The following is a 12,427-nucleotide window of genomic DNA, read 5'->3' as shown; positions in this document are numbered from 1 at the left end:
ACCAGTAACAGTAACAAAGGTTCCCTCCATTTTCAATGATATATTCTATCTGTCGCTATAGTGCACGCAAATCACAATATCCTGATCATGATTGCCAAATCCAGCACCGTAAAGCGTCAATCCACCTACGTTCACAGCATGCTCGTCAACCGTGAATCGAAGAACCCAGAATGGTTCCCGCTGCTTGATATCCTTGATCGTAACGTCCGACAACCGCTCTCCATCCATAAATGTACCCGTGGTGTCAATCCGTAATGTCTTCAATAATCCATACTGATTTACGTTTCGATGCCACCATTCCGGCGTATATTTGCCCGTAGCAGCTCTTCCGAAGTCAGCTGGGCTTGTCCAGGTTCCAAGTGAATTACCGTTAAATGTGAATCGAATATCTGAAGGCCAGTGGTCTCTCAATCCTGGGGCTTCAGATGCCAATTCCATTGAAATTTCTATGGCATCCACCGTTTGATCAACAGTCACATCATTTGGCGTTTTGTATTCGACATAACCCCTTCCAAACCATAGAATCGCAGCGTGAACCCGTTCGGGGTCTAGAAAGTAGCGGGGGTCGTCCCAAACTCCAATTTCTTTCTCTCGCGTTGCAAGCCCGCAGGTAGGATGAACTTCAAAAGCATGGTAATGGCCCACTGAAATCGATTGCTCTCTGATCCTAGCGACACGGCTAGCGGATGGCAGCTCAATTTCGACTTTTTCTTGTGTGAGGAAACACATTTTGTGTGTCCCCCCGTTTAAGCGTATCCTACGGCTTCCGATGAGCCCAGCTTGTTCAAGTTTTCTGATGTGCATGGTGACGATCGAAGGGCTAAGCTCTAACATAACCGCAATATCCTTCACGTTCATTTCTCTATCCGCAATCATACTCATAATTCTCCATCGTACTTCACTCGCCAAAGCTTCGTATAATCGCATGAATTGGGGTTCCCCATTCGCATTGATCATTGTGATCGTCTCCTGATCCCATTTATTGAATTCGCATATTTATTAATTTAACATGAATCTTCCTACCTAATCCATTGCAAGAATGTAAACAATGATGTTTAATTTTCTAAGCTACTAATCACATTTAGATTCAAATATACGTGTGAAATTATAAAAGAGGTGGAACTATGAAATATATTAACCCAGTCATCAAAGGATTTTATCCTGACCCGAGTGTATGTAAGGTAGAGGATACTTATTATCTAATATGTAGTTCGTTTCAGTATTTCCCTGGTGTTCCGATTTTTGAAAGCAAAGACCTGCTCAATTGGACACAAATCGGGCATTGCTTAACCCGCAAGAGCCAAATTCAACTGGAAACTGTAGATAGTTCTGGCGGAGTATTCGCACCAACTATCCGTCATCATAATGGGAGATTCTACATGGTCACGACCAACGCCACCACACAACAGAATTTCTATGTATGGACTGACGATATTTATGGTGAATGGTCTGAAGCGGTCAATGTAGATCAAGGGGGTATCGATCCCGATCTGTATTTTGAAGACGGAAAAACCTTCTTTATGAGCAACGGGCAAGACGATAATGGTATTGGCGGTGTTGTTCAGTGTGAAATTGACATTGCAACGGGAACCAAGCTGTCGCCAAGCCGTTGCCTATGGCAAGGAACAGGCGGACGCTATTTGGAAAGCCCACATATGTATAAAATAAAAGACCGATATTACCTAATGGCCGCTGAAGGCGGAACGGAATATGGCCATATGGTTATTTATGCACGAGGAGATTCTCTTTCTGGCCCATTTGAATCTTATCCGAACAATCCTGTACTGACTAACCGTAATCTGGGTGGTTATGAGCTACAGGGGGTTGGTCATGGTGATCTAATTAAAGACCACGATGGCAACTGGTGGATGCTTCATCTAGGATTCCGTCAAAGCGGCCAATGGCTTGCATTCCATCACTTGGGACGCGAAGTATTCCTTACGCCAGTTACGTTTGACGAGGATGGCTGGTTTACAGCAGGACATAACGGCACCACGCTATCGAGTTTTGAAACAGATAGGATCTCGGATAACGTTATTCAACGGGAGAAAAAGATTTTCACATTCGAGAACACGGATTGGAATCTAGATTGGTGTCATCTCCGTCATCCAGTTACAGCGCATTATCAGTTAGAATCCGATAAGGTAACCCTTAAAGGAACTGAAGTGACGCTGGATGTTCCGGCATCTCCAACATTTATAGGTATTCGTCAAAAAGACTTTGACGCTTGTATTTCATGCGACATCACCCTAACTAACGGCGAAGCCGGTATTACGCTCTATATGGATGAATACCACCATTATGACTTGGCTATCCGCAAAGATGAGTCTGGGTATAAGGTGATTGAACGTCTAAATATCGGTGATATTAAATCGATCGAACATGAAGTGAATCTAGAAAGTGAAGACCATGCTACATTGATAATACGTGCAAGTCATGAACGCTATAGCTTCTTTATTCAGAGAGACGGCGCGGAGAGCCTATTGGGTACCGCACATACCAAATACCTATCTTCCGAAGTTGCCGGCGGATTCACAGGCGTACTCATCGGGTTATATGCATACGGAGAAGGCTCCTCAGCTGAGTTCTCCAAGTTCAAGTGCGAGTATCTTTGATTTCGAGTGACAGGCCACGATGCCACGATCCTCTTGTTTTGAGTAACTCATCGTCAAGCATAAACGGCTTCGCCGTCCTTTAGCGGCGATGAAATGTTTAGCGTTGAAATATAATCCTATTTATAAGCAGAAATACTTATAAATTCAAATTCTTATATTTTCAAAAAGACACCCTTCAAGGGTGTCTTTTGTTTTACTACATATGGGTAACCATACCACTACCGATCTACAACCGAATAAGGCGTGGATTCTTGCAGTCTCTATTTAACCCTCTACTTTTTGCCTATATGCTTCTTTCGATATTGAATGGGCGAAATATCATATTTTTGTTTAAATGATCTAGAGAAATATGGCACCCAATGATAACCACAGAGTTCAGCTATTTTCTGTATAGGATAATCTGTTTTGAGTAATAGATTTCTCGCCTGTCTGGTCACTTATATTTTAGCAGGTGTGATTTACACGGGGATTAGTGCTTCCATGTCGTCTGCACTTCCAAATCTGACTTACGATTCCGATGAAAGAGTCACCTTAAATTCTTGGAGAAGTAACGGGGGAATGATCGGGTATCTAATAACGGCTTCACTTACAATCTGGGACATAAGAATTGGGTCACTATTCTAAATGGTCTTGTGGTTGTCCAAATGGTTTCTATCACATTATTACCATTTTTTTGCCAATTACGCGGGTAAGAACACAATAATCACCGTATACGAGCACAGCAACATTTGAAAAATAAATTGTTATGAAAAACTGGGCTAATAGACATTGACTTCTTCCTTTTATTGGATTACCATTATAAGTAAGTGAATGAACCATTCATTCAATATATAGGAGGGAATTGAAAATATGGAGCAAATGAATACGAAGTGGACAGTAAAAGGAAAATACGTCATTATTACTGGAGTCACCAGTGGTATCGGGCTAGCCGCTGCAAAGGAGCTTGCGATCCGGGGAGCAAACCTAGGAATCGTAGCGCGTAATCAAACAAAAGCGAATGAAGTAGCAGTTCAACTCAAGGCCATAGCCGGGGACAACATTATGGTGGACATTTTTGCAGCGGATATGTCTTCTCAACATTCCATACGCGGAGCAGCTGCGGATATTTTGAAAAGATGGCCTAGAATCGACATCCTGATCAATAATGCCGGAGCTATGTTTGTAACGCGGAAGTTAACTCTCGATGACATCGAGGAGACTTGGGCGGTTAATCACCTGGCTCCTTTCTTGCTTACGAAACTGCTCCTTGAACGCTTAAAGGAAAATGAACATGCACGCATAATTATGACCGCTTCTCATGGTCACAAAATGGCCAAAAAGGGAATTCGCTTTGATGACCTCAACGCCAAGGGGTTCTATAAATTACCGCAAAGTCTGCTGGGAGGCGCTAATTTTCGCTATGGCGAAACCAAGCTCGCAAACATCATGTTTACAGCCGAATTAGGCAGGCGGCTGGAAGGAACCGGGGTCACGGCTTCATGCTTCGATCCCGGCTTGGTAGCAACGAACTTTAACCAGGACAACGGGTGGTTAGCTCGATTGACTATGGCGGTGATGAAAAGATTCTCCCGAACTCCTGAGAAAGGTGCTGAAACCTTGGTCTGGTTAGCTGACTCTAACGAAATAGCTGTTTCCAATGGGAGTTATTATAAAGATATGCAAAGCATCCTCCCATCCGAGCCCGCCCAGAATAAAGACGCCGCCAAACGTTTATGGGAGGTATGCGAGAAACAGATCCGTTAAATAAGTTTTAAATGAGAGCAATCCTAAACAATTGCATGATGGAGAGTGATTACAGTTGAAGAAAGAAAATGTATCTAGATTCGACCTCCCCTTGGATGACCGCAGAGAACAAATAAAGAAAGCAGCGCTTAAAGTATTTGCTCGGAGAGGAAACGACAGAACGAAAATGAGCATCATCGCAGCTGAAGCCGGCATCAGCCAAGGCCTATCATACCGTTATTTCAGTTCAAAAGAGGAAATCTTCACTCTACTTGTGCAGGAAGCGACAGACGAAGCTCAGGTTGCGATTAGAAATGTTCGATATTTACCCGGTTCACCTAAGGAACAACTGAAAGCATTTACCCGAAATATGATGGATGAAAGTCACAAATATTATTTTTTGTTGCTTCAACAAGCGCAAACTTCGGAAGAGGTACCGGCACAGGTTAAGCAAATCATCGAGCAATATTCTCCGAGCGAAACCATAGAGCAACTTGTTCCACTATTCATCAAGGGACAGCAGATGGGAGAATTCCGCGAAGGCGATCCCCACAGACTTTTATTCCTCTTCTTCTCTGTCATAACTGGCCTTATGCTTCAGAACATTCCAATCGCCCAAGGCTATTGGCTACAAGAGGTGGATAACCTATTGAAAATAATATCGAACTAATGCTTTAGCTATAGAGAGTATGTTTTTAAAATAGAGGTTTTCATTGACCGTAGCTTAGTTATCATCGATACAGTGGATCTCATTTGCTAAAAATCAGGTTGATTCAAATGCTACAAAGCTTTCTGTTTGCTTAACATTCGCAATTTCATTTCACTTGGATTTCAATCGGGTGAATAGAGAGACTGCTCTTTTCAAGTTCAAGATTATGTCCAGCCTTATTCTCGTTTAGGACCCTTTCGTTCCCAACACCTTCTATATGAGCACCGTTAACTTCAAGTGTGGTCGTTCTAACCGTAAGTTTGTGCTTCCCTGTTTCAGTTACTTTAAATTCATCCTCAACATTGAACGTATGACCTGGTTTTAATTTAGTTACATGACCCAAGTCTTTTTAAGCGCGGCTCTCATTACTACCTGTAAAGGAAAAGCGAATGATGGGTCCCCCATGAGATAAATTCACATTTTCATCACCTATATACTTTAGGATTCCTTTTACTTTTAGTGTCCCACCCTTTCTGATCACCGTAGGTGTTATCACTTCAAGAACAAAATCTGATGCTTCTACAATTTGAGTTACTACATTCGCCGCTTCCCCATCTTTTAGTTGGCTCGGAACTTCCTCTACGATTATCTCTTCTGAGTATCCTTTTTCTATGGAGGGGGGATCGATGAGATCTTCTTTAATTTCATTAGCACTTGTGTGTAAACCTTCATAAATATTCAATTCTATTCTATTGTTGTTATCCTGAAGCGAAGTACAACCTGTTAAGGAAAAAATCACTGTTATTGCTCCTAATAAAAATAGTCTACTCATCCAAATCACCTCAAATTCCAGACGAAGAGAATAGGAAAAATGTTCCACAATATTTAATCCTCTATTGACTATTCCACTATCGTTCTCCCTTTAGTTCAACCATCTGTCAAACTATCGGTAAAGCCTGTCCTGTTCGAGGCACATCATTGGATAAAACTGTTATCGACTTAAATGACACTTACTTTAACAAACAAAAAAAGAGCTATGGCAAACCATGCTCTTCAATATAAAACATCTTACGACTATATTTTCACCTTCATGAAACTCTCCAACCGCTCCAGCGCCTGTAATAATTCCTGTGTAGATACCGAGTAGGAACAGCGGATATGCCCCGCTCCCCCTGCACCAAAAACATGTCCGGGCACGGTCGCAACACCTGACTCCTTCAATAACTTCAAAGCAAACATCTCGGAGTCGAGCCCCGTGTGCGCGATACTCGGAAACGCATAGAATGCTCCTTCCGGTATGTGGCAAGGCATCCCGATCGATCGGAATCCGTTCACCAGTAGCTCTCTGCGCTGCCGATATACTTCTCTCATCTCATTCATTGCCTCCAGACCATGCCGTAGGGATTCGATTGCAGCGATCTGTCCCAGTACCGGGGCACACATCGCAGTATATTGGTGAATCTTCAACATCGCTGCCAGCAACTCGCGGTGACCGCAGGCATAGCCGATTCTCCAGCCGGTCATTGCAAATGCTTTGGAGAAGCCACTGAGTACAATGGTTCTCTCCTGCATCCCCGGTAGCGAGGCAATACTGACATGCTTCCGGTCATAGGTCAGCTCAGCATATACTTCATCAGAGATGACTAGCAGATTGTTCTCCTTAACGATATCTGCAATCGGTTGCCAGTCCTCCGCAGTCATGATCGCTCCCGTTGGGTTGTTCGGATAATTCAGCATCAACAGCTTCGATCGCGGGGTTATCGCCTGTCGTAAAAACTCAGCGGTCAGCTTGAAACCATCTTCCGCTCTCGTTGCCACCTCCACTACTGTACCTCCGTTCAAATAGCCGATCGGTGAGTAAGCAATATAACTAGGAGAAGGAAGGAGAATTTCATCACCCGGAGCTGTGAACGCCCGAAGCGCTAGGTCCAACGCTTCGCTGCTGCCTACAGTAACCAGCACCTCGCTGGCAGGATCGTAGCGTAGATTAAAGTTATTATTCAAATAGTTGGCAATTTCCTCTCTAAGTTCGAGTAAACCTGCATTCGGGGTATATCTTGTTGCACCCTGGCTAAGCGCCTTCATGCACGCTTCCTTGATGTGTTCCGGGGTGCCACAATCTGGCTCTCCTACACCAAGTGAGATGATATCTTGACTATCGGCACTGAGGTCGAAGAAAGCGCGTATCCCAGAAGGTGGGATGTCCCGAACGCGTGGGGCAATCCAATCATTCAACATGAACCGACCACCCCCTTGTTTTTACTGTATTCTGTCAAGGAGCAGCTGATAATCCGATCGAGTAATGCGCTGAACGATAGTCCGGCTGCGGCAGCATTTTTGGGAAGAAGACTCGTTGTAGTCATCCCAGGTAGCGTATTGACCTCCAATACATACGGCTCACCATCCAACAACAAGATATCGACACGGGCATAAATACTGCACTTCAATGCATTGTAACAGGTCATTGCCGCCTTGCGTACAGACTGATCCAGCTCCGGCGATAGGGTCAACACCACCTCATCCGCACCACCTTCCTCATACTTAGCACTGTAATCGAACCATTCCGAAGATGCCGAGGTGATCCCTACCACGGGCAGGAGTTCTCCATCCAGAATGGAGCAGGTGATTTCCTGGCCCGCGGTATACCGTTCAATCAAGATCGACTGATCACTGTCACTCGCAAAAGCCTTCATGACCGCGCTATGCAGCCCCTGTTGATCGTTCACCTTTTCCATCCCGATGCTGGAACCTCCTGAATTCGGCTTCACCATCACCGGATACCCAAGCCGTTCAACGTCTTTCGGCGAATAGTCTTCCAAGCTGTCCCAACACAGCCAGTCGGGTGTGCTCACCCCTTCAAAACGGATGATTTTTTTGGCCAAATCCTTATTCATGCACAAACTACTCGCCAGCACACCACTTCCTGTATACGGTATACCCAATGTTTCCAATGTCCCCTGTATCGTCCCGTCCTCTCCGTAAGCTCCATGTAGAGCCAAGAGAGCAATATCAAGTCCCTTAACCTTCTCCACAAGTTCTTCTGGCTTACTGAATTCAATGGGAAGCACCTCATATTTATTACGGTCCAGATGATTCATCATCTCTCTGCCCGTGTTCAGCGACACATCCATTTCGGAAGAAATACCTCCCATAATGACCCCAACCTTCATCATCAGCACTCCTTCATCCCATTAGTTTACGCGCTGTTTCCCCAATAATCTCAATCCCCTTACGGATATCCTCATCCGCCACTCGGGAGAATCCCAGCCGCATCGTGTTTTGCCCTACTCCATCCGTATAGAACATATCTCCTGCCGTAAAAATAACCCCTTGATCACGACACGCCTCAAGTAACGCTCTCGTGTGAAAGCCCTCTGCAAATGCCACGAACAAATGTAGTCCGCCATCGCCCGTCAATGTTTCGTATGGAACATGCTGCTTGCAGCATGCCAGAGTCAGCTCATATTTCCGTTTATATTCCGCTCTCGCCTTTTTCAAATATTTCTCCAGATTGCCATTGTATAAATATTGATAAAGAATCGATTGATCTAAGGTTGACGTATGAATCGTCTGCGCCCGCTTGATACTCTCTAGGTAATAGTTCAATTCCTGATCAGCAAGTACCCAGCCTACCCGAAGACCCGGGAACAGGACTTTGGAGAAACTCCCAAGATAAATAACACTATTACCTGCACCGGCCGTTGCAATCAGTGGCGATACATGCGACCCCGAGTAACGAAGCTCTTCATTGAAACCATCCTCGATGACCGGAATATCGTATCCCGCCATCAGCTTCATCAGGCCCTGTCTTTTCTCGGGGGACATCACAATCCCTGTTGGATTATGGTACGAAGGTACGAAGTATGCACAATCGTACTCTCCCTCATCCAAGACCCTCTCCAATTCTCCCAGGTGAATGCCATCCCGCTCCATCGGAATGCCCTTGATCCCAAATCCTTGCAGCTTGAGATTCTTAATTGCCGTATGATGGGTAGGATTCTCGGTCAGAACATAACCACTCTTACGCTTCATTGCGGACAGCACAATATTAAAGCCCTCCGTAAAGCCATTGGTGATCAGGATATCTTTCCCCTTCATATCCACGCCTTTATGCTCCATATATTGATGTAAATAATGAATCAACGGCTTGTAGCCCTTGGCATAGCCGTAGTTCAGGAGAACATTTCCTTCCACTGCCATTCGGTCCATGAAGGCCCGTTTTACATTATCCAGATCGAACAGTCCTTCATCAGGCGCTATACTGGTAAAAGAAATCGTCCCCTTCTCCGCATGGATACCACGCTTCATAATATCCAGCTCGTCGGCAAGTATGGCATGGCTGTTCAAATGAGCTTTCCAATCCATGATTCGAGACGAAACCTTAACCGTGCCAGGTGCAGAAGGAGCCACATAGTTCCCTTGCCCTTTAACGGCGTAGACAAACCCTTCGTCCTCCAGCCCCTCATAAGCGGCGATGACCGAGTTACGGCTAGCATGCAACAGAACACCCATTTCGCGTGTGGACGGAAGTTTCTGATCCCCTTGCAATGCACCTTTTATAATTAAATGCTTCATATAGTCTTTGATTTGTATATATACCGGTCGTCCGGCAATGAGCTTGAAATCCTTAAACATCCATCATCGCCTCCGTAACTATCATGGCACAGTCAGCAAGGTAAAAAAAGAACCACGGCACCGGACTTTTCATCCAGTCGTGGTTCTTAGGGGGACTCAGTCCCTTTATATTCCTTGCTCTCTTTGGTTTTCCCCGTATAATTCATCTAAATGCTGTGGCAATTGGACGCATGTAACTGCAGTTAAGAATAGCCTACTATCTTTTAGGCTGTTCATGATGATGCGTTTATTCGCAATACCTATCGCTTGTTCAGAATATCAGTAAATCCAGTCCGCCATGTCGGATATAGCAGTTTCCAGCCGTATTCCTCACGAGCCTTCCTGTTCGATGCCCCTCGCTCCCAAGCACGGCTATTCGGTAGAGCATCAGGGATAGGCGCTCCTATGGATTGTGCATAAACTGGGAGCCAGTCCATTCCTCTTGCCGGTTCCTCGTCCACGATGTTCACTGATCCAGAGGGCCATTGTAAGGCAAGAAGTGCTGCCTCAGCGGCATCTTCCACACAAGCATAAACGGCTTCGCCGTCCTTTAGCAGCGATGAAACGTTTAGCGTTGAAATATAATCCTATGTATAAGCAGAAATACTTATAAATTCTTATATTTTGAAGAAAAGAAGTAACCCCTTTGGTTGCAGGAACCTGACCTTGATGAATTTGTTCTTCCATAAATCCATTTTCCTCGTACCAAGTGCCCGGACCATAGAACTACTAAATTTTCTGTTCCTTCTCTACGTATCCTTGTGTTGTCTGCAAAATTACAATTACTCAAAGAGGTCAATTGATGAATGACAACCTCGGGTTGAGATTCATCTAATGCGGATCGTATTGCCTCGCGATCAAAGACATCAGCGATTAATACACTTGCTCCCGTGTTCTTGATAATCGATTTCTTACTCTCGCTTTGCGTGATTCCAATTACTTCATGACCTGCAGAAATCAATTTTGGAAGCAAGTAACGTAGCTTCATACTGTTGTAAACCAATGTTGCAAGGTTCAAATGCAGTCTTTGACGATTCAAATGTACATTATATAGAACGGATAAAACTACTTTATGTGTTTTGTCTCTATTGATAGATTCAATCTGTAACAATATGTTGTAATTATGTATTTTTCATAAAAATTCTCGGATTATATGGATAATCATGTATAATATTGTAACAATCAAGTAGTTAGTGTTCTTGAGCTAACTTGTGGGTCAACAGGAGGTGATTGTTAATCCCCCGCACACTTGATGCCTCTCTTCTACTTCAAGAGTCTTGTTTGGATCGTTATTGAATTGCTCTTTTGATTGGTCGATGGTTCATTTCTCTTTGATATATTTATATAAGAGGACACTTTGTATTCATGTCATTCAGAAAAGCTAGAGTTATATAAAATGTTAATAAACCGAGGTGTAAAATGAAGAAAGCAGTACTATTGTTTTTATTTAGCGCACTAATACTATTATTCATGCCAGTTCAGTCTCATGCAGCAACATCTCAAATAAAAATCATTTTAGATGGCCAGGAACTAAATCTACCTAATGATGTTGAAGTCGTAAATGCTGGCAACAATATTATGATTCCCATTCGAGTGGTAGCCGAGAACTTAAAGTTTAATGTGAATTGGGATAAAAAAGCACAGAATGTAAATATTCAACAAGGCTCTAAATCAATTGCATTAACTGTTGGAAAGCAAGAAGCGACCGTGGGAAATAGTACGGTTTCGCTCAATATTGCCCCACTAATAAGTAAAAATACCGTTGTGGTTCCAATTCGGTTTGTTAGTGAAGAAATGGGTTTGAAGGTAGACTGGAATAACAAAGAAAAGTCAGTTACTCTAGCAAGCACTATTTCTCCACCATCGTCTCCTGCCAACGGTAGTCAGAATGACGAGACAACAAACCTTATTCACGAAATACATTACCTGAACAATCAACTCGAAGTCTCTTTAGACCGTGAGGTTACTCCAATGATTACCACACTGAAAAACCCCGACCGTATTGTTGTGGATTTCCCATCTACAAATTTCGGTAATATGAATCAACCTGTGCCAGTTGAGTCCATAGAAAGGTTGGATACTGGTTATATTCCGAATCTTACTGATGTGCGCTATTCTCTTTTCAAGAACGATCCAGCCCAAGTTCGAATAGTTATTGAATTAAACAATGTAAGTTCGGTTAATTATAATCAACAATACATCGCAGGCAAATTCATTCTTGATCTGAATATGGTTAACGATCCGACACTAGCAACCCCGATTAGTGGTTCTGGCAAAAAAATTGTAGTTATTGATCCAGGGCATGGAGGAATTGATCCAGGTACAACAAGTATTACAAACAAATATGAGAAGCAATTTAACCTTGCTTTAGCCCTTAAAGTTCAGGCGATCTTGTTACAAGAGCCCGGAATAGAAGTGGTCATGACTCGCGAAACAGATGTTTATCCTACACGTCCAGAACGGGTTAAATTAGCTAACGATTTAAATGCAGATGTATTTGTATCCATACATGGAAACAGCGTACCTTCTTCCCCACTGGTAACGGGAACTGAGACGTTCTATTACCAGCGCGCAAATAGTAAGGAACTTGCAAACATCGTTCATAAGTATTTAATCAATGCAATGGGACTAAACGATCGTGGTGTGAAAAACGGTAGCTTAGAAGTCATTAGAGATACAACGATGCCCGCAGTTCTTCTCGAAGTGGGTTTTTTAAGTAATAAGTCTGATGAAGAGGCTATGATGTCAGAGAGCGTTCAATCTAAAGCAGCTCAAGCCATCGTAGATGGGATAAAAGAGTATCTGAAGCTATAAGACAGCAAAAAAA

14 protein-coding genes are annotated in these 12,427 nt (G+C 43.5%); 5 read left to right on the top strand and 9 right to left on the bottom strand.

Annotation, left to right across the window (positions count from 1 at the left end; all coding sequences use genetic code 11):
* Positions 1-45: 45 nt before the first annotated feature.
* On the bottom strand, positions 46-957 hold the full coding sequence (locus AC1D69_RS07845) for an ArsR/SmtB family transcription factor (protein WP_495455572.1): 912 nt from the start codon (positions 955-957) through the stop codon (positions 46-48).
* Positions 958-1,124: 167 nt separating this feature from the next.
* On the opposite strand from AC1D69_RS07845, the gene AC1D69_RS07840 reads away from it, so the two are divergent.
* Positions 1,125-2,615, top strand: coding sequence for a glycoside hydrolase family 43 protein (locus tag AC1D69_RS07840; RefSeq protein ID WP_495455571.1), 1,491 nt, complete (start codon positions 1,125-1,127; stop codon positions 2,613-2,615).
* Between the two features lie 272 nt (positions 2,616-2,887).
* On the opposite strand, the gene AC1D69_RS07835 is transcribed toward AC1D69_RS07840, so the two are convergent.
* Positions 2,888-3,052 (bottom strand): helix-turn-helix domain-containing protein, encoded by a 165-nt coding sequence (locus tag AC1D69_RS07835; RefSeq protein ID WP_495455570.1) that lies wholly within the window; start codon positions 3,050-3,052, stop codon positions 2,888-2,890.
* Here AC1D69_RS07835 and AC1D69_RS07830 point away from each other — a divergent pair.
* From AC1D69_RS07830 to AC1D69_RS07820, 3 genes are all read left to right on the top strand, one after another.
* Positions 3,021-3,239, top strand: a complete 219-nt coding sequence (locus AC1D69_RS07830) for an MFS transporter (RefSeq protein WP_495455569.1) — start codon at positions 3,021-3,023, stop codon at positions 3,237-3,239. The two genes, AC1D69_RS07835 and AC1D69_RS07830, sit on opposite strands and share 32 nt — an antisense overlap.
* A gap of 225 nt (positions 3,240-3,464) precedes the next feature.
* Positions 3,465-4,358, top strand: coding sequence for an SDR family NAD(P)-dependent oxidoreductase (locus tag AC1D69_RS07825; RefSeq protein WP_495455568.1), 894 nt, complete (start codon positions 3,465-3,467; stop codon positions 4,356-4,358).
* 55 nt (positions 4,359-4,413) lie between these two features.
* Entirely contained in the window at positions 4,414-5,007 is a 594-nt protein-coding gene (locus AC1D69_RS07820) for a TetR/AcrR family transcriptional regulator (protein WP_495455567.1), read from the top strand.
* A gap of 145 nt (positions 5,008-5,152) precedes the next feature.
* Here AC1D69_RS07820 and AC1D69_RS07815 read toward each other — a convergent pair whose 3' ends face one another.
* From AC1D69_RS07815 to AC1D69_RS07785, 7 genes are all read right to left on the bottom strand, one after another.
* The gene (locus tag AC1D69_RS07815; RefSeq protein WP_495455566.1) at positions 5,153-5,389 is read right to left on the bottom strand and encodes a hypothetical protein; all 237 of its coding nucleotides are present in this window, start codon (positions 5,387-5,389) and stop codon (positions 5,153-5,155) included.
* Between the two features lie 6 nt (positions 5,390-5,395).
* Entirely contained in the window at positions 5,396-5,866 is a 471-nt protein-coding gene (locus AC1D69_RS07810) for a hypothetical protein (protein WP_495455565.1), read from the bottom strand.
* A gap of 194 nt (positions 5,867-6,060) precedes the next feature.
* Entirely contained in the window at positions 6,061-7,224 is a 1,164-nt protein-coding gene (locus tag AC1D69_RS07805; protein ID WP_495455564.1) for a pyridoxal phosphate-dependent aminotransferase, read from the bottom strand.
* The gene (locus AC1D69_RS07800; RefSeq protein ID WP_495455692.1) at positions 7,218-8,156 is read right to left on the bottom strand and encodes a D-alanine--D-alanine ligase; all 939 of its coding nucleotides are present in this window, start codon (positions 8,154-8,156) and stop codon (positions 7,218-7,220) included. Before AC1D69_RS07800 ends, AC1D69_RS07805 begins: the two co-directional genes overlap by 7 nt.
* Positions 8,157-8,169: 13 nt before the next feature.
* Positions 8,170-9,621, bottom strand: coding sequence for an aminotransferase-like domain-containing protein (locus AC1D69_RS07795; RefSeq protein WP_495455563.1), 1,452 nt, complete (start codon positions 9,619-9,621; stop codon positions 8,170-8,172).
* 239 nt (positions 9,622-9,860) lie between these two features.
* Positions 9,861-10,124 carry a hypothetical protein gene (locus AC1D69_RS07790; protein ID WP_495455562.1) on the bottom strand — a complete coding sequence of 88 codons (264 nt, stop codon included), beginning with the start codon at positions 10,122-10,124 and terminating at the stop codon, positions 9,861-9,863.
* Between the two features lie 83 nt (positions 10,125-10,207).
* Positions 10,208-10,639 carry an NAD-dependent epimerase/dehydratase family protein gene (locus tag AC1D69_RS07785; protein WP_495455561.1) on the bottom strand — a complete coding sequence of 144 codons (432 nt, stop codon included), beginning with the start codon at positions 10,637-10,639 and terminating at the stop codon, positions 10,208-10,210.
* A gap of 380 nt (positions 10,640-11,019) precedes the next feature.
* Here AC1D69_RS07785 and AC1D69_RS07780 point away from each other — a divergent pair, with 380 nt between their 5' ends.
* A complete protein-coding gene (locus AC1D69_RS07780) occupies positions 11,020-12,414 on the top strand; it encodes an N-acetylmuramoyl-L-alanine amidase family protein (protein WP_495455560.1) in 1,395 nt (464 codons plus the stop codon).
* Positions 12,415-12,427 lie beyond the last annotated feature (13 nt).

The organism is Paenibacillus sp. Y301, assembly GCF_059445505.1.
The sequence above is the reverse complement of the archived record's forward strand: the minus strand, read 5'-3'. Positions and strand labels throughout refer to the sequence as shown.

What these genes read in the sequence shown, in the direction of transcription:
- AC1D69_RS07805 (WP_495455564.1), bottom strand. Translation starts at nt 7,224, where the DNA reads ATGTTGAATGATTGGATTGCCCCACGCGTTCGGGACATCCCACCTTCT.
- AC1D69_RS07845 (WP_495455572.1), bottom strand. Translation starts at nt 957, where the DNA reads ATGATCAATGCGAATGGGGAACCCCAATTCATGCGATTATACGAAGCT.
- AC1D69_RS07840 (WP_495455571.1), top strand. Translation starts at nt 1,125, where the DNA reads ATGAAATATATTAACCCAGTCATCAAAGGATTTTATCCTGACCCGAGT.
- AC1D69_RS07825 (WP_495455568.1), top strand. Translation starts at nt 3,465, where the DNA reads ATGGAGCAAATGAATACGAAGTGGACAGTAAAAGGAAAATACGTCATT.
- AC1D69_RS07795 (WP_495455563.1), bottom strand. Translation starts at nt 9,621, where the DNA reads ATGTTTAAGGATTTCAAGCTCATTGCCGGACGACCGGTATATATACAA.
- AC1D69_RS07800 (WP_495455692.1), bottom strand. Translation starts at nt 8,156, where the DNA reads ATGAAGGTTGGGGTCATTATGGGAGGTATTTCTTCCGAAATGGATGTG.
- AC1D69_RS07780 (WP_495455560.1), top strand. Translation starts at nt 11,020, where the DNA reads ATGAAGAAAGCAGTACTATTGTTTTTATTTAGCGCACTAATACTATTA.